We start from the raw sequence: 17,585 nt of genomic DNA, 5'->3' as shown, positions 1-17,585 counted from the left end.
ATGAAACTATTCAACTATTTATTGGCCGGGATATTGTGTGCTTCTGTCACTTGTCTCCCGGCGCAGCATCGGGCTGATCCCCAGAAATTGGTCAATCCGGAATCCTTTTCTATGATTTTGCTCGGTGATCCACAGGGATATACCAAGTATGATATTAACCAGCCGCTTTTTGATCTTTGTACCGCATGGATTGCGGACAATATAGAGTCGCTTAAAATTAAAGCTGTCCTTTGTACAGGCGATTTGGTGGAGCAGAATGATAATAATGTATTAAACCGTAAGATGCTGAACCAGACCAGTCGTGAAATGTGGGAGGCAGCATCGCAGGCTTTGAAAAGACTGGATAACAAAGTACCTTATATTATTGCCGCAGGCAATCATGATTATGGATACAAAGCCGCAGAAAACGGTCGTACTTATTTTCCTGATTATATTCCTTTTGAACGAAATTCTACCTGGCGGAATATCTGTGTCAGTGAATTTCCTAATCGTGAAGGCAGGGCGTCTTTAGAGAATTCGGCTTTTGAGTTTGATGAGCCGGGATGGGGAAAGATTTTGGTTATAGCAGTAGAGTTTGTGCCTCGTGATGAAGTTCTGCAATGGGCGAAAGATTTGGTAAACAAGCCGAAATACAAGAATCATAAGGTGATTTTTATCACTCATTCTTATCTTGATATAGGTAATAAGCGCGTTACGAAAGATGGGTATAAGATTTCTCCACAAAACTCGGGGCAAGCTATCTGGGAGAAACTTATTTATCCTTCTTCCAATATCCGTCTCGTACTTTGCGGACATGTGGGAAGAGGCACCGGTGAATATGAGAATAATGTGGCTTATCGGGTGGATAAGAACAGTGCCGGGAAAGATGTATCACAAATGACGTTTAATGTACAATATGTAGGAGGCGGTCCGGAAGGGAACGGAGGGGATGGTTGGCTTCGCATTCTGGAATTTATGCCGGATGGTAAAACGATCAAAGTACGTACTTATTCTCCCTTGTTTGGGATTTCAAAATTGACCAGGCATCTGGCACATCGTACGGCACCTTACGATCAGTTTGATATTATATTGGAATAACTTGACCTAGTAAAAATACTCTTAATAGAAATAATGTAGATGAGAAAAATTGTATGTTCTTTAGTGATACTTATTAATAGTGTTTATCTATTTGCACAGTGGAAACCGGTTGGCGGTCGAATTATGACGGAATGGGCGGCGAAAATAGATGTTGAAAACGTGTTGCCCGAATATCCCCGCCCAATTATGGAACGTGCTGACTGGATAAATCTGAACGGATTGTGGAATTATGCTATTTCTCCGGTAGGTCAAGCTATGCCACAAAGTTATGATGGTCGGATTTTAGTTCCTTTTGCTGTAGAATCAAGCTTGTCCGGAGTGGGGAAAAGCCTTGGGGAGAAGAATGAACTTTGGTATCAGCGTCAATTCTCGGTTCCCTCCAAATGGAAAGGACATAGGATCTTATTGCATTTTGGGGCTGTTGACTGGAAAGCGGATGTTTGGGTAAATAAGGTAAAGGTGGGACAACATACAGGAGGATTTACTCCTTTTTCTTTTGATATCACGCCTGCCTTGCTGAATGGGGAAAATGAATTGATCGTGAAAGTGTGGGACCCGACTGATAAAGGTCCTCAGCCTAGAGGAAAACAGGTTAGTAAGCCGAGAGGTATCTGGTATACTCCTGTCAGTGGTATTTGGCAAACAGTTTGGCTAGAACCCGTGCCAATCCGGTCGATTGTCAATATCAAAACGACTCCTGATATTGACAGGAATAAGTTGACAGTAGAGGTTATGACAGATCATCAGATGCTTTCAGATAAATTGGAGGTGAAGGTATTAGAAGGAAAGCAGTTGGTGGCTGTAGGAAGTTCCGTAAATGGTATTCCGGTTGAGATTGCTATGCCGTCTGATGTAAAGTGGTGGTCGCCGGATTCTCCGTTTTTATATGATATGGAAATTTGTCTGTATTCAGAAAATAAGTTGATCGATAAGGTTAAGAGCTATACTGCCATGCGTAAATATTCAACGAAACGCGATAAAAATGGAATAGTGCGTCTACAATTGAATAATAAGGACTTGTTTCAATTTGGTCTTTTAGATCAGGGCTGGTGGCCGGATGGCTTGTATACGGCACCTTCGGATGAGGCCTTAGTATATGATATTCAAAAGACAAAAGATTTTGGATATAATATGATTCGCAAACATATAAAAGTAGAGCCTGCCCGTTGGTATACGCATTGTGATCGTTTAGGGGTTATTGTGTGGCAGGACATGCCGAGTGGCGATAAGAATCCCGAGTGGCAGAATCGGAAGTATTTTGAGGGAACAGAATTTAAACGGTCTACTGAATCAGAGGCTATTTATCGTAAAGAATGGAAAGAAATTATCGACTGCCTTTACTCTTATCCTTGTATTGGCACATGGGTACCTTTCAATGAGGCTTGGGGGCAGTTTAAAACCCCTGAAATAGCAGAATGGACAAAGCAATATGATCCTTCCCGTTTAGTGAATCCTGCCAGTGGAGGTAATCATTATACCTGTGGTGATATGCTCGATTTGCATAATTATCCCGGTCCGGAGATGTATTTATATGACGCACAGCGTGCAACTGTACTCGGAGAGTATGGAGGAATTGGTTTAGTGCTGAAGGAGCATCTTTGGGAGCCGAATCGTAATTGGGGGTATGTTCAGTTTAGTACTTCCAAAGAAGCTACTGATGAGTATCTGAAGTATGCTAATATGCTGAAGGATATGATTGTACGTGGATTCTCGGCTGCTGTTTATACACAGACTACAGATGTTGAGATCGAAGTGAACGGATTGATGACATACGACCGCAAAGTAATAAAACTGGATGAACAGAAATTGAAGAGGGCAAATACGGAAATTTGTGAAAGTTTAAAGTAAGAAGCCGGATTAGCTATTTGGCTGAACAAAAAACTCATCTGTAGCCATTCGAATTATAGATATAGTTTGCAATATTATATAATTGAGAAAACAGAATTCAGATACTTTCTTTGTATCTGGACTCTGTTTTTTTGAATATATAATTCTATCCATTCCTTCATTTTTCAGTGAAATGTACCAAAATTGTCCTTCATTTGGATTATTTAGGTCGGTCAATTCTATTTAAATGCACTACTTTTGCCATCAGGAAAATTAATCACTTAACAAATAATCCCTGTATTATGAAAACAATTCTTAGCGCATTAGGACTTTCCCTATTGATCTTTACGAGTTGCGGTGGACAAAAAAAGGTTGAAGTAGACTTTATTCAGGACAACATCGACAACGCTGTGGCACAGAACACAATCCAGACGGACATTATCGAGAAGTCCGGTAAAATCTTGAATCCGAGAACAATCAACGAAGATGGGAGTATCTCTTACATACCGATGGAAGACTGGTGCTCCGGTTTCTTTCCCGGTAGTATATGGTTGACTTATAATCTGACGGGTGATAAGAAATGGTTGCCGCTGGCTGAGAAATACACAGAAGCTCTTGATTCTGTGAAATATCTGAAATGGCATCATGATGTAGGCTTCATGATCGGTTGCAGTTATCTGAACGGCTATCGCATGGCAGATAAGAAAGAGTACAAAGACGTCATTATAGAAGCTGCCAAATCATTGTCCACTCGTTTTCGTCCGAATGCAGGCGTTATCCAGTCATGGGATGCCGATAAAGGTTGGCAGGGAACACGGGGATGGAAATGTCCGGTGATTATTGATAATATGATGAATCTCGAACTCTTATTTGAAGCAACAGCTCTTTCCGGAGATTCTACTTTCTACAATATTGCAGTGAAACATGCTGATACAACAATGGCTCACCACTTCCGTCCGGACAACAGCTGCTACCATGTGGTAGATTACGATCCGGAGACAGGAGAAGTGCGTAAGAGACAAACTGCACAGGGATATGCCGACGAATCGGCTTGGGCTCGCGGACAAGCATGGGCTCTGTATGGATATACTACCTGCTATCGCTATACCAAAGACAAGAAATATCTCGACCAGGCACAAAAGGTCTATAACTTCATTTTTAATAATAAGAACCTGCCGGAAGACCTCGTACCATACTGGGATTATGATGCTCCGAATATTCAGAACGAACCGCGCGATGCTTCTGCAGCAGCTTGTACAGCCTCTGCCCTTTATGAACTGGATGGCTATCTGCCGGGCAACCACTACAAGGAAACGGCTGATAAGATAATGGAAAGTTTGGGCTCACCTGCTTATCGCGCAGAAGTTGGAACAAATGGAAACTTTATTCTGATGCATTCGGTTGGCAGTATTCCTCACGGTCAGGAAATTGACGTTCCTCTGAACTATGCTGACTATTACTTCCTGGAAGGACTGATGCGTAAAAGAGATTTGGAAAAGAAATAAGAAATAGATAATGAACGGTAAACAGTGAACGGTGAATGCTTAGCGGATTCTGACGGAACATGTTTACCGTTTATCATTCGCTACTTGCTGTCTATAACTTTCTATTGACCGTTTGTCATTTACCTGTTTTTAATCATTTATCATAAATCATCATGAATAAACCTATAAACCTTCTTGTAGGAGGCTTGACGCTGTTTGCCGCACAAGGTTGCAAGGCTCCGAAACAAGCGTCCCAACAAGCGGAGCATCCTAATATAATCTATGTATTTCCCGATCAATACCGTAACCAGGCGATGGGCTTCTGGAGGCAGGACGGATTCCGGGATAAAGTAAACTTTGAAGGAGACCCCGTGCATACTCCTAATCTGGATGCCTTTGCACGTGAATCTATGGTCTTGTCGTCTGCACAGAGTAACTGCCCGTTGAGTAGCCCTCATCGTGGAATGTTACTGACCGGTATGTATCCGAACAAAAGCGGTGTACCATTGAATTGCAATTCTACACGTCCGATCAGTTCCTTACGCGAGGATGCGGAATGTATCGGTGATGTGTTCAGCAAAGCAGGTTATGACTGTGCTTATTTTGGTAAACTTCACGCTGACTTCCCGACTCCGAACGATCCCGAACATCCGGGACAGTATGTGGAAGAAAAACGTCCGGCATGGGATGCCTATACACCGAAAGAACGCCGGCACGGCTTTAACTACTGGTATTCTTACGGAACATTTGACGAACACAAGAACCCGCATTATTGGGATACGGATGGTAAGAGACACGATCCGAAGGAATGGTCACCTTTGCACGAATCAGGCAAAGTCATTTCTTATCTGAAAAATGACGGTAACGTACGTGATACCAAGAAACCTTTCTTCATAATGGTGGGTATGAATCCTCCTCACAGCCCGTATCGCTCCTTGAATGACTGTGAAGAGCAGGATTTTAATCTTTATAAAGATCAGCCTCTGGATAGTCTGTTGATTCGTCCGAATGTCGATTTGAAGATGAAGAAAGCGGAGTCTGCACGTTATTATTTCGCTTCCGTTACCGGAGTAGACCGTGCTTTCGGACAGATTTTGACGACATTGAAAGAATTGGGATTGGATAAGAATACAGTCGTAATCTTTGCTTCCGATCATGGTGAGACGATGTGTAGCCAGCGCACTGATGATCCGAAGAATTCCCCTTATTCTGAATCCATGAATATTCCGTTCCTGGTTCGTTTTCCCGGTAAGATTCAGCCGAGGGTAGATGATTTATTGCTCTCCGCTCCTGATATTATGCCTACGGTGCTTGGCTTGTGCGGATTGGGTGATTCTATTCCGGCGGAAGTGCAGGGACGTAATTTCGCTCCTCTTTTCTTCGATGAAAAGGCTGAAATTGTTCGTCCTACAGGTGCACTGTATATTCAGAATGTAGATGGCGATAAAGATGAAAATGGATTGGTGCAGACTTACTTCCCTTCTTCAAGAGGTATCAAGACGGCTCAATATACATTGGCGTTATATATCGACCGTGATACGAAGCAATTGAAGAAAAGCCTCTTATTCGATGATGTAAAAGATCCATATCAACTGCATAACCTGCCTTTGGAAGAAAATAAGGAGATTGTGGCACAACTTTGCGGTGAAATGGGAGCTATGTTGAAGGAAATTAATGATCCTTGGTATACGGAAAAGATTCTGTCGGATCGGATACCTTATTAGCGATTAGTAATTTATAAAACGCTGATTAACGCAAATAAGTGCCAATTTTAGGAGTAAATCTTTGCGACAATAATAGGTGTTAATCCGCATCCGCGTTTAAATTGAAAATAGTAATGAAAAACAGTTGTTTTATAGTATTATTCCTTTTGGGAATCATTCCTTCAGCTTTCGCCCAACTCATCGGATTTGAAGAAGAAGTGCCCGAAGCATTTAAAGTTTCCGGAAAGGGAGAAGTGAAAATCTCTTCTCTTTTTTACAAGGAGGGTGAAAGTAGTCTGGAATGGGACTTTCAGCCTGGTTCTACGCTGGATGTTCAAATTGCTCCTTTATCGTTGAATACGAGAAACGAGAAGCAGTTCGGCATTACCTTGTGGATTTATAATGAGAAACCGCAGCAGGATTCTATTCGTTTTGAGTTTCTGAATAAGGAGGGAGAAGTCTCTTACTGGTTCTCTTATCGTTTGCAGGCAGCAGGTTGGCGGGCTTGCTGGATCTCTTTTGAGTATATGCAGGGCGACAAGAAAGATAAGAAGATTGTAGCCTATCGCCTGGTTGCCCCGCAACGGAAGGGACGTATCTTTCTTGACCGTCTGATTTTTCCGGAAAAGAAAATGAATCTTCGTACCACTCCCGACCAGCAGTTGCCTACCAATAATGGGCTGTCTAATCGTGACCTGTGGCATTGGTGTCTCGTGTGGAAATGGGAACAACAGTCGTATGATATTCCTCTGCCTTCTAAATTGACAAGCGAACAAAAGAAGGAACTGAAGACTATCGAACAACGTTTGACAGATTTTCTGGAAGTGAAAAAGGCACCGCAAGGGCCTATTAATGCTGCCTATAAAACATTTGAGAAAGCGGCTATCAGTCCATCCATCGCTGGGACGGGATTTATAGGAACTCCTATTGTCACTCCTGATGAACAGGACAAGAAGAAAGGAGAAATGTCATGGAACGATATTGAAACGATGCTTTCCGGTTTTGCCTATGATGCTTATTATAACCAGAACGAAACATCAAAGAAAAACTACTTTACCGTATTCGACTATGCTATCGATCAGGGATTTGCCTATGGTAGCGGTATGGGCACCAATCATCATTATGGTTATCAGGTACGTAAGATATATACAACTGCCTGGCTGATGCGTGATGCTATCTATAAACATCCTCATCGTGATGCTTATCTCTCCACATTGCGTTTTTGGGCGGCTCTGCAAGAAACTCGTCAGACATGCTCTCCAACACGTGATGAATTGTTGGATTCCTGGCATACGTTATTGATGGCGAAATTTATTTCCGCTATGATGTTTCCCGATGCAAGAGAACAGGCGCAAGCGTTGAGCGGATTGTCACGTTGGTTATCTTCTTCTTTGCGTTATACTCCGGGAACGATCGGTGGTATAAAGGTAGACGGTACGACTTTCCATCATGGCGGTTTCTATCCGGGATATACCACTGGAGTACTTGCGACGGTAGGAGAATATATTGCATTTACCAATGGTACAAGTTTTGAACTGACCGAAGATGCGCGCAAACACATGAAATCAGCCTTTATTGCTATGCGCAATTATTGCAATTTCTATGAATGGGGCATCGGAATCAGTGGTCGTCATCCTTTTGGAGGGAAGATGGGAAGCGATGATATCGAAGCATTTGCCAATATCGCTTTATCCGGCGATTTGTCCGGTCAGGGAAATACGTTTGATCGCGGTCTGGCTGCCGACTATTTGCGTCTGATACGCAATAGTGATACTCCGAATGCGCGTTTCTTCAAGAAGGAAGGTATTCAACCGGCACAGGCTCCACAGGGATTCTTCGTTTACAACTATGGTTCGGCAGGCATTTTCCGTCGTGCGGACTGGATGGTGACATTGAAAGGGTATACCACTGACGTATGGGGCTCTGAAATTTATACGAAAGATAACCGTTACGGACGTTATCAGAGTTATGGCTCCGTGCAGATTATGGGGAAAGGGAATCCCGTGTCACGTGCCGGAAGCGGTTTTGTGCAGGAGGGATGGGACTGGAACCGTTTGCCGGGTACAACTACCATTCATTTGCCTTTCGACTTGCTTGATAGTCCATTGAAAGGAACGACTATGGCACGCTCCAAAGAGAATTTCTCCGGAAGCAGTTCTTTAGATGGTAAAAATGGAATCTTCGCTATGAAATTAACAGAACGGGATTATGAGAATTTCACACCGGACTTTGTAGCCCGTAAATCCGTATTCTGTTTTGATAACCGGATGGTTTGCCTGGGAACAGGTATCTCGAACTCTAATGCGGACTATCCTACGGAAACCACTCTTTTCCAGACAAAATATAATGGTAAGGAGCCCAAAGTAGGAGAGGATAACTATTGGCTTCATGATGGTTATGACAATTATTATCATGTAGTGGACGGAACCGTTCGCGCACAGGTGGCAGAACAGGAATCACGGCATGAAAAGACGCGTGAAATAACCAAAGGAAAATTTTCTTCTGCCTGGATAGAACATGGCAAGGCGCCGAAAGAGGGGACTTATGAATATATGGTATTGATACAGCCTTCTGCTTCCGATCTCGACGAACTGCGCAAAACTCCTGCATACGAGGTGTTGCAACGGGATCAGACTGCTCACGTTGTTTATGATAAAAAGACTGGTATCACGGCGTATGCTGCTTTTGAAGCTTATCAGCCTGCCACTGATAAAGTGTTCGTGGCTATTCCTGCGGAAACAATGGTGATGTATGCAAAAGAATCTGATAAGGGGATCCGTTTAAGCGTCTGTGATCCGAATCTGAATATAGAAGAGAAGACGTATACAACGAAAGAACCCAGTCGTCCTATTACTAAGGAGATACGGCTTAAAGGGCATTGGACATTGACAAGCCCGATGGAAAATGTCCGGTTGGAACAGCAGGGAGACCAGACCGTACTGACGGTAACTTGTCAGCATGGACAGCCGGTTGAAATGCTCATGGAAAATAAATAATTAGTGAATAAGATAAGAGAAAATAAGAATTTAAAGAGAGGGTATTAGTTATCATGTTTCTATGAAAAAAGAGAAGACCGGTTCGTGGTGAGCCGGTCTTCTTTGTATGTACAAGGTGCGTTGAGCACTTTCTTTTCTTGTTACTTATTCAGTCTCCATTCGAAACCGTCTTTGGTATCTTTGATTTCAAATCCGAGTGCTGTCAGTGTGTTGCGGATCTCGTCGGAAGTAGCCCAGTCTTTGTTGGCTTTCGCTTTCATACGTTGTTCCAGTAGCATATCTACTACCTTGCCGTAAGCTGCTTCACGACCATCTGAAGAGCCTTTTTCTTCTTTCAATCCCATGATGTCGAAACTGAACAGATGGAATGTTTCTTTCAGGTCTTTCAGGTCTTCGGCGGAGATGGTGGCATTGTCGGCAATGATATTGTTTATAATGCGGGCGCCTTCGAAAAGCTGTGCGATGACAATCGGTGTATTCAAATCGTCATTCATTGCTTCGTAGCATTTGGCGCGCAGTTCTTTCACGTTGATTCCCTCTGAAGTGGCCGATGAGGGAGTTATCTTATCTAATGCGTCAATAGCTTCCATCAGACGTTGCAGACCCTTTTCGGATGCTTGCAGTGCTTCATTGCTAAAGTCTACCGTGCTGCGGTAATGAGCTTGCAGGATGAAGAAACGGATTGTCATTGGTGTGTAGGCTTGCGCCAGCAGCTTATGAGTACCGGTGAAGAATTCGTCCAGCGTGATGAAGTTACCAAGTGATTTACCCATCTTGGTTCCGTTGATGGTAATCATGTTGTTGTGCATCCAGTAGTGAACCATGTCGTCGCCTTGTGAAGCTACCGATTGTGCGATTTCACATTCGTGGTGAGGGAAAATCAAGTCCATTCCTCCTCCGTGAATATCGAAGTGTTCACCCAGGTATTTGCGTCCCATAGCAGTACATTCGGCGTGCCATCCGGGGAAACCGTCGCTCCATGGAGACGGCCAGCGCATGATATGTTCAGGTTGTGCCTTTTTCCAAAGGGCGAAGTCGGCGGGATTGCGTTTTTCGCTTTGTCCGTCGAGGTCACGGGTGGTATTTAATACGTCGTCCAGATTACGTCCGGAAAGTTTTCCGTAGTGGTAATCTTTATTGTATTTGGCTACATCGAAGTAAACGGAGCCTTCGCTTTCATAGGCATATCCGGCATCCAAAATCTTCTGTACCAGTTGGATTTGTTCAATGATATGTCCTGAAGCATGTGGCTCAATGCTTGGAGAAAGTACATTCAACGCTTCCATTGCTTTATGATAGCGGTTCAGGAAATATTGAACAACCTCCATTGGTTCCAACTCTTCCAGACGTGCTTTCTTGGCGATCTTGTCTTCTCCGTCATCGGCATCGTGTTCCAGATGACCTACGTCGGTAATATTTCGTACGTAGCGTACTTTATATCCTAGGTGGGTGAGATAGCGGAATAACACATCGAAGGTTATAGCCGGACGGGCGTGTCCTAAATGGGCATCTCCGTAAACAGTCGGTCCACACACATACATGCCTACATGAGGTGCATGAAGCGGTATAAACAACTCTTTCTTTCTATCTAAGGTGTTGTAAATGGTAAGTTGATGTTCCATAACATTTTATATTTGTTTTATTGGAACCGCAAAGTTAGTATAAAATCTGAATATGCGCCCTATCTTTAATCGGTTGATTTTAAGTGTCGGGTCGTTTTTACCAGTAATGTGATTTGTTTCCCGGTATGAAACGAAATAGGGCTTCGTGTGCCCCTTAGGGCATATGGAGCCTTTGTTGTACGTTTTCTATTTTTTATGGGGGTTACTTCTGTATCTGTATTTTTTTTCAGCAGTTTCCTAATGTCCTGTGCTTGCTTTTATACTTGTTTTTTCAGCCTTTCTTGATTCCAATCTCCCTTTTTTCCTCCTTTTTCTTTCTATCCGGTGTTTTTACCGTGTTTTCCGTTATGTATATCCACAGAGCCTCTCTCCCAGGACTTCATTCTTCCTGTGAATATATTTTCTTCTTCAAAAAGTACCGTTCAGCGGTTTGGAACTTCCTCTTCCGGGTGGCGACCTGGCTGGTCTGAAAACTTCAATTGTAATCATCTGCGCCCCTCCGCAATGCTTGCATAAGTTATACTCCCTCCATTTGTCTTGGCAGAGTTCTTTCCACTTGGCTCTTTTCCTTTTAAGTGGTGCCGGTGGTACTTTCATCCTTATCTGTATGCTTGTCAACTTCCTTCTGTTGCATGCTGCCAGGAATCCGTAATGCCTGATACGTACAAATCCTGCCGGCAATATATGCCTACTGAACCTGTGTACGAACTCTTCTCCCGTGAGTGTCATCATCTTATGTTTTCCCCCATCCCTGTAATCCTTATAGTCAAACATGACGGCTGTATCTGTAATTCCCTTAATCCTGGCATTACTGATGGCTGCCCTGTGTGAGTAACGCCCTAAGTATTCTATGACCCTTTCCACGCCTTTGAACGGTGCTTTGCTATATACCACCCATTCTTTTTCAAACAGCTTCTTTCTTGTTGCCTGGGGTACTTTCACATGTTTGCTCCACTCTTGCATGAACTTGGCTCTGAACACCCTGCCCATGGCCCTGACCGGGAATAGAAAAGGACTGTCCTGATTTGCCCCTGAGATCTTCCTCCATTCCCCCTTGTCATCTATCCCTCCTTCGGGCACTACACAGTGCAGGTGGGGGTGGTAGTGCAGGTTACTTCCCCATGTATGCAGGATGGCTACCATTCCCGCCTGGGCGCCTTTATTGGCAGCGAAGGCTGCGAGTGTCTTCCAGGCAGCGGCAAACAGGCATGAACAGGTGTGTCTCATATTACCCAGTGCCAGTGAATGCAAGTCGGCCGGCAAGGTAAATACCACATGGAAGTATTTCACGGGCAACATATCCTCTTTGCGTGCCTGTATCCATACCTCACGTTCGGCTCCCTGGCATTTGGGACAATGCCGGTCCCGGCAGCTGTTGTAACTAACACGTACGACTCCACACTGGGGACAGGCATCCACATGCCCTTCCAAAGCGGAGGTACGGCACTGTTCCAGGCGTGAGAGGACCTGGAGAACCCTGCCGCAGGGATGATGTTGGCTGATAAAGGATGATTTGAAGCGGGAAATAATCTGACCGACCTCAAACTCCGTCCTCATGGCTGCGTATTGTTATATCCCACTCCCTCAAGACGGTCCAGTGGACTGAAGGCGTAACCTCCGGCAGGAAGATTGACAAGGTGAAGATAAACCAGGGTTGTCTTTATATCGGCATGTCCCAGAAGGTCACGGATGCGAAGTATATTTTCGCCCATCTCCAGCAGGTGCGTGGCGTAACTGTGACGAAGGGTATGAAGCGTGCAGGGTTTAAGGATGCAGGACGAATGAACCGCTTGTTTAAAAAGATAGCGGATCTCGGAATCTTCGATTTGTCCGCCGAAACAATTGTTGAAAAGATATACCGCGGGTCTGTACTGGATGAAATACTCCCTGAGAAGAAGCAACAGGTTGCCGGAAAGGGGGACGTACCTGTCTTTTCTACCTTTGCCCTGGCGGATGAAAACCTGCATGCGCTTACTGTCAATATCACAAATTCGCATATTGACCAGCTCACGTAAACGCAGGCCGCAGGAATAAATCAGAGCCAGCAGGGCTTGACTGCGGATACTCCCGCAGTGACGCAAAAGGCTGCTCACTTCCGACTGTGAAAGAACAACCGGAAGCTTCTTCGTACTACGGATACGGGGAAGAGAAAAATTAAGTTCACTAAGATGCATTGTCTTGCGATAACAGCGAAGACTGTAAACGGTGTGCTTGAAATAGCTCAAACCCGGTGAAGGAGTGCGAGAGAGCAACATGCTGAAATAATCGCGGCAATCATCTTCGCTTAAGTGTTCAGGAAGTTTTTTGAAGTGAAAGCTGATAGCAGCCAACTTATGGCCATAACTTTTTATACTACCAGGAGAATACTGCTCAATAAGAAGTTGTTTGGAAAATTTTTCGTAACTTTGACCAAACCCCGAGATGGAGTCACTGGCACGCTGAATAAAATTTGCCATAGTGGAGAATGTTTATTGGTTGAACATTGGAAATATCACCACTAAAATCAGCAAAAAAAAAAGGAATCCCGCATACAGATAGCAAACTTTAGCTATTACGTATGCGGGATTTAGTACAACTAACAGTTTCACACCGAGGAACCAATAGTTTCATTCCTTGAAACCAAAGGTTTCTCACCGAGAAACTAAAACTCTGCCGGCATGCCAGTAAATGTTTGGCTATTGTTGATTGCAAAACTTCTTGATTGCTTCTGCTACACCGTCTTCTTCGTTACTTAGAGTGATGTAATCTGCTGCTTTCTTTACAGGTTCTTGAGCATTTCCCATGGCAATCCCCAGTCCTGCAAACCTAATCATGGATAGGTCATTATATCCATCACCTATGGCTATAACTTCTTCACGCGCTACTCCTATTTCTTTTAACAGGACGGCCAAAGAAAGAGCCTTGTCGATACCTTGCGGGACTAATTCGAGAAAATAGGGTTCTGAACGGAAAACATTAATGCGACCTTGTAACCGGAGACAAAGTTCGGCTTCAAGTGGAATCAGTTTATCGGCATCTCCTACGATGAGGCATTTGGCTACGGGAAGCGTGATGTCTGTCAGGAAGTCATTTGTCTCCCGAACTGCCATTTTATTGAGAAAGGCCTCTTTTAATACGTATGGATCTTGAGAGTTTTCGGTTATTATCTCTGCTCCGTCATAGGTTAATATACTTAGTTGATGGGTACGGGCACATTCGTAGAGCACTGGAACAACTTCATTAGGCAACACATTTTCATATACCATCTCCTGTGTTTCCCAATTAATGATTTCTCCTCCGTTATAGGACAGGATGAATCCACCGAATTCATTCATACGTAACTCATTAGCTAATGGCACAATACCATAAGTAGGTCGACCGGAAGCTAATACCAGTCGTATTCCTTGCTCTTGCATACGTATCAGAGTTTCCCTGTTGCGGGGAGTGATTTCCTTTTTAGAGTTGGTGAGTGTGCCGTCAAGATCGAGCACGATAAGTTTGTATTTCATGTAGGGTTGTTTTGGATGCAAAGATAAATTAAAAAAGTTTTTCTGCAAGGTGGTGGGGGAAAAGATGTGGCTTTAGCTGAAATTGCACTGTGAAAGTGCAATTTGTTTTGTTATTTGCACTATTATAGTGCAAATAATCGTATCTTTGTCTATAAACCAATGCTATATGGATAAGTTATTTGAGTATTTTCACAAGATGATACGGGAGACTAATATTGAGTTTCACCGGTATATTTATTCCAGGATAAATTGGAATAGTCGCATGATAGGGCTTACGGGACCTAGAGGAGTAGGGAAGACGACTCTTGTATTACAGCACATTAAAGAAAAGCTGAATTTAAATGACTCTTTATATGTGACGGCTGAAGATTTTTATTTTGCCAGCCATCGTTTGCTTGACTTGGCAGATGCTTTTGTAAAAATGGGAGGCAAGTATTTGTTTATTGATGAAATTCATAAATATAAAGATTGGTCGAAAGAGCTTAAATTGATTTACGATTATCATTCAGAGTTGAATATTGTTTTTACAGGTTCATCTGTATTGGATATTAATAAAGGAGCTTCAGATTTGAGTCGTCGCGCTGTCATGTATCAGATGCAGGGACTTTCTTTTCGTGAGTATTTGTATTTATTTCATCGTATTCCTTCTGGAATATACAGTTTGCAGGATATTGTAGCGCATAAAGTGGAAATTCCGGGTTTGGAGCATCCGCTTCCACTCTTTCATGACTATTTGCAGAAAGGCTACTATCCTTTTGCATTGGAGGAAGATTTTGATATACGTTTGCGACAGATCATCAATTTGACTTTGGAGTCGGACATACCTCAATTTGCTGATATGAATGTTTCCACTGGGCGTAAACTTAAGCAACTTCTTGCTATCATTGCTAAGAGTGTGCCGTTCAAGCCTAATTTTAGCAGTATAGCTAAAATTCTTGAAGTGAGCCGTAATAATATATCCGATTATTGCCTTTATATTGAAGAGGCAGGGTTGATAGCGCAGTTGAGAGATGCTACCGGCGGAATACGCGGGTTAGGGAAAGTAGATAAAATTTATCTGGATAATACCAATTTGATATATAGTCTGGCTCAAGATAATTCTAATATTGGAAATATCAGGGAGACTTTCTTTTTGAACCAGACCCGTATTTTTTCGGATGTAGTAGCTTCTCCTGTTTCTGATTTCTTGATTGATGATATGACATTTGAGGTGGGAGGAAAGAAAAAGGGACAAAAGCAGATTCAGGAGGTACAGAAAGGATTTGTGGTGAAGGATGATATTGAAAGAGGCTTTATGAATGTGGTGCCGTTGTGGCAGTTCGGAATGGGATATTAGTCAATAAAAAAAGGATATCCAAATTCGGATATCCTTTTTTATTGATGTTGTAATGTTTTCTTATTCTATGTTTGCTCCGTATCCATCCATATCTGTTGCCAAGACAAATATACCGTTTTCTACATCAGTAATGGTCAGTGGTGCAGTGGCGTGAGGAGTCAATACATAGGGGTCAACTTTCGCACTTGCATCACAGTTGCTATGGTAATTATACCATTTACTGTTACTTGTTAATCCATATACGATATTATCTTTAACATCTACTGTAGTTACACTTACAGGATGAGTATCATTTCCCACGTAAGTATAAAGGTTGCTATTCTTTGCAAAACTTGAGTCTACATAAAAGATGTTTTTTGTCATCGTGAGACTACCTTTATTATGTCTGAAATATGGATTGTTTCCTGCAATATTAATTACTGTATTATTAGATATTATTGCAGTAAGATTTCCTTCTGTAAAGTCTGTTTGTAATCCCCAATTCAATATTTGACCCACATAAGGTGTTTTACTGTATACTATATTATTGGTAAATGCAAATTTCTTGTATGGAGCCAAGTTTTTGGTTGTATATAGATGTATGAGAGCTTTGTTGTCTGCATTGACCATAATACGAGTTCTATTAATAATGATCGTATTGATACCATTCAAATTGTCTTTTGCTGTATCTTGATAAATTGGGTTTTTAACGTCGCTGATCTTACATTCATCTATGATCAAAGCTGTGAAATCAGTAGCACTTGAAGTATTCGAATTGTTGAAATATTGTCCATCAGTAGTGAAACTACTCATATCTAAATGAATATTCTTTATGAAGATATTTCCAGAGACTGTTTTCCAAACCCTACTAGGTTTAATGACAGGTTTAGAATCAGAATATTTCCCAATGATAATAATTGTATTATTAAGGTTTACAGGATTGATTGTTGTAAAATCATTATTTCCTGTTAAGAATAAGATTTTGACTTTCTTGGAATTATTGATATAGCTGTCAAGTTCTGGTTCTGTTCCATCCAACTCTACTACTTCTGCATCGGGATAAGTATTTTTATCAAATGTGATATCACCGATTGTTATACTTTCTCCGTTATCGAATTTTGCTTTATAGTCAATCCGTGTTTCTGCTTCTCCAAGCTCTACCTGTATTTTTGCGATGGCAGCATATGCTCCTGAAGTTGCAAGAATAGATACGTCTTTGGTATTATCAGCGACGGCACGCGATAGAGTTTTTGCTGTTGCAGGAGCTTTTATTGTCAATGTTCCTTCATCGTTATCTGCGGACGGTTCAGACAAAGTCGCTTCCCAACCTTCGGGAGCGGTAATGATATAAAATTCTACGCCCTTCATGTGTACAATGAAATCTTTCGTAGATCCTGCTGCGATTCTTTGTATACCTACAATACTTTCATCAAACTTGCAGTAGAAGTTGCTGATGATAGGGATAGATAACTTTGTGCCATCTCTTAATTCAATATTGAAGTTGTTGCCAACCTTTTCTACAGAGTTGAAAAATTTATCTTTTACGGCTTCCCCGTCGGTTGCTTTTACAGGATTGCCTGCAGAGTCCTTTACGTTCTCATAAGTACTACCGTCGTAGCTGACTTGCCAGTATCCTGTTGCTGCATCGATTTGGAAAAGAGGAGTCTTTCCATTTTCAGCCGTTGCTTTTATAGGATTCCCGCTTTTATCTTTCAGTTGTGTGAAAGTGCTTCCGTTGTCATAGCTTACCGTCCAATAACCATCGTTGTCGATGCCCATTTGAGGAATCAAGGCACCCGCTCCGGTTTCTTCAACGAGTTTGAGTGTCTTGCCATTACTTAATGTAATGGTATATATACCATCCTTTAATTCAATATCAGTAATGGTAGCGCCTTCTTTGCAAAGTTCGCGTACGGCTTCAATGTTCCAGTTCAAATCTTGAACGGTTTTTTCAAGGGCGGTAACACGAGTCTTTAAATCGTTAACGTCGTCCCATAAGTCGTCTGTCTTATTGCATCCTACCAGACATACAGTCAGTAACATACATACGTACCAAAGTTTCTTCATAATTGT

The 17,585-nt window shown here is 42.5% G+C and carries 11 protein-coding genes; 6 read left to right on the top strand and 5 right to left on the bottom strand.

What is annotated here, in order from left to right; genetic code table 11:
- The 5 genes from CJF29_RS22775 to CJF29_RS22755 all read left to right on the top strand — a co-directional run bounded on the left by CJF29_RS22775 (position 1) and on the right by CJF29_RS22755 (position 9,087).
- Positions 1 to 1,077, top strand: a complete 1,077-nt coding sequence (locus CJF29_RS22775; protein WP_099147492.1) for a metallophosphoesterase — start codon at positions 1 to 3, stop codon at positions 1,075 to 1,077.
- Positions 1,078 to 1,116: 39 nt separating this feature from the next.
- On the top strand, positions 1,117 to 2,925 hold the full coding sequence (locus tag CJF29_RS22770) for a glycoside hydrolase family 2 protein (RefSeq protein WP_074559892.1): 1,809 nt from the start codon (positions 1,117 to 1,119) through the stop codon (positions 2,923 to 2,925).
- Positions 2,926 to 3,206: 281 nt separating this feature from the next.
- Positions 3,207 to 4,409, top strand: coding sequence for a glycoside hydrolase family 88 protein (locus tag CJF29_RS22765; protein ID WP_099147491.1), 1,203 nt, complete (start codon positions 3,207 to 3,209; stop codon positions 4,407 to 4,409).
- Positions 4,410 to 4,561: 152 nt separating this feature from the next.
- Positions 4,562 to 6,112 carry a sulfatase gene (locus tag CJF29_RS22760; RefSeq protein WP_004298319.1) on the top strand — a complete coding sequence of 517 codons (1,551 nt, stop codon included), beginning with the start codon at positions 4,562 to 4,564 and terminating at the stop codon, positions 6,110 to 6,112.
- Positions 6,113 to 6,225: 113 nt separating this feature from the next.
- Positions 6,226 to 9,087, top strand: a complete 2,862-nt coding sequence (locus CJF29_RS22755; RefSeq protein ID WP_099147490.1) for a chondroitinase family polysaccharide lyase — start codon at positions 6,226 to 6,228, stop codon at positions 9,085 to 9,087.
- A gap of 140 nt (positions 9,088 to 9,227) precedes the next feature.
- On the opposite strand, the gene cysS is transcribed toward CJF29_RS22755, so the two are convergent.
- The 4 genes from cysS to CJF29_RS22735 all read right to left on the bottom strand — a co-directional run bounded on the left by cysS (position 9,228) and on the right by CJF29_RS22735 (position 14,197).
- On the bottom strand, positions 9,228 to 10,709 hold the full coding sequence (cysS, locus tag CJF29_RS22750; protein ID WP_099147489.1) for a cysteine--tRNA ligase: 1,482 nt from the start codon (positions 10,707 to 10,709) through the stop codon (positions 9,228 to 9,230).
- Between the two features lie 408 nt (positions 10,710 to 11,117).
- A complete protein-coding gene (locus CJF29_RS22745; RefSeq protein ID WP_413544514.1) occupies positions 11,118 to 12,266 on the bottom strand; it encodes an IS91 family transposase in 1,149 nt (382 codons plus the stop codon).
- The gene (locus tag CJF29_RS22740; protein ID WP_413544496.1) at positions 12,263 to 13,165 is read right to left on the bottom strand and encodes a tyrosine-type recombinase/integrase; all 903 of its coding nucleotides are present in this window, start codon (positions 13,163 to 13,165) and stop codon (positions 12,263 to 12,265) included. The genes CJF29_RS22745 and CJF29_RS22740 overlap by 4 nt, the downstream gene beginning before the upstream one ends.
- A gap of 219 nt (positions 13,166 to 13,384) precedes the next feature.
- Positions 13,385 to 14,197, bottom strand: a complete 813-nt coding sequence (locus tag CJF29_RS22735) for a Cof-type HAD-IIB family hydrolase (RefSeq protein ID WP_004307449.1) — start codon at positions 14,195 to 14,197, stop codon at positions 13,385 to 13,387.
- Between the two features lie 166 nt (positions 14,198 to 14,363).
- On the opposite strand from CJF29_RS22735, the gene CJF29_RS22730 reads away from it, so the two are divergent.
- Positions 14,364 to 15,533 (top strand): ATP-binding protein, encoded by a 1,170-nt coding sequence (locus CJF29_RS22730; protein WP_004324308.1) that lies wholly within the window; start codon positions 14,364 to 14,366, stop codon positions 15,531 to 15,533.
- A 60-nt stretch (positions 15,534 to 15,593) separates the two neighbouring features.
- Here CJF29_RS22730 and CJF29_RS22725 read toward each other — a convergent pair whose 3' ends face one another.
- A complete protein-coding gene (locus CJF29_RS22725) occupies positions 15,594 to 17,579 on the bottom strand; it encodes a PL29 family lyase N-terminal domain-containing protein (protein WP_099147217.1) in 1,986 nt (661 codons plus the stop codon).
- Positions 17,580 to 17,585: the final 6 nt, after the last annotated feature.

It is taken from the genome of Bacteroides celer, assembly GCF_002632415.2.
Lineage (GTDB): Bacteria > Bacteroidota > Bacteroidia > Bacteroidales > Bacteroidaceae > Bacteroides.
The sequence above is the reverse complement of the archived record's forward strand: the minus strand, read 5'-3'. Positions and strand labels throughout refer to the sequence as shown.

Coding starts and splice junctions, on each gene's coding strand:
- CJF29_RS22770 (WP_074559892.1), top strand. CDS start 1,117: ATGAGAAAAATTGTATGTTCTTTAGTGATACTTATTAATAGTGTTTAT.
- CJF29_RS22725 (WP_099147217.1), bottom strand. CDS start 17,579: ATGAAGAAACTTTGGTACGTATGTATGTTACTGACTGTATGTCTGGTA.
- CJF29_RS22745 (WP_413544514.1), bottom strand. CDS start 12,266: ATGAGGACGGAGTTTGAGGTCGGTCAGATTATTTCCCGCTTCAAATCA.
- CJF29_RS22765 (WP_099147491.1), top strand. CDS start 3,207: ATGAAAACAATTCTTAGCGCATTAGGACTTTCCCTATTGATCTTTACG.
- CJF29_RS22735 (WP_004307449.1), bottom strand. CDS start 14,197: ATGAAATACAAACTTATCGTGCTCGATCTTGACGGCACACTCACCAAC.
- CJF29_RS22775 (WP_099147492.1), top strand. CDS start 1: ATGAAACTATTCAACTATTTATTGGCCGGGATATTGTGTGCTTCTGTC.
- CJF29_RS22755 (WP_099147490.1), top strand. CDS start 6,226: ATGAAAAACAGTTGTTTTATAGTATTATTCCTTTTGGGAATCATTCCT.
- CJF29_RS22730 (WP_004324308.1), top strand. CDS start 14,364: ATGGATAAGTTATTTGAGTATTTTCACAAGATGATACGGGAGACTAAT.
- cysS (WP_099147489.1), bottom strand. CDS start 10,709: ATGGAACATCAACTTACCATTTACAACACCTTAGATAGAAAGAAAGAG.
- CJF29_RS22760 (WP_004298319.1), top strand. CDS start 4,562: ATGAATAAACCTATAAACCTTCTTGTAGGAGGCTTGACGCTGTTTGCC.
- CJF29_RS22740 (WP_413544496.1), bottom strand. CDS start 13,165: ATGGCAAATTTTATTCAGCGTGCCAGTGACTCCATCTCGGGGTTTGGT.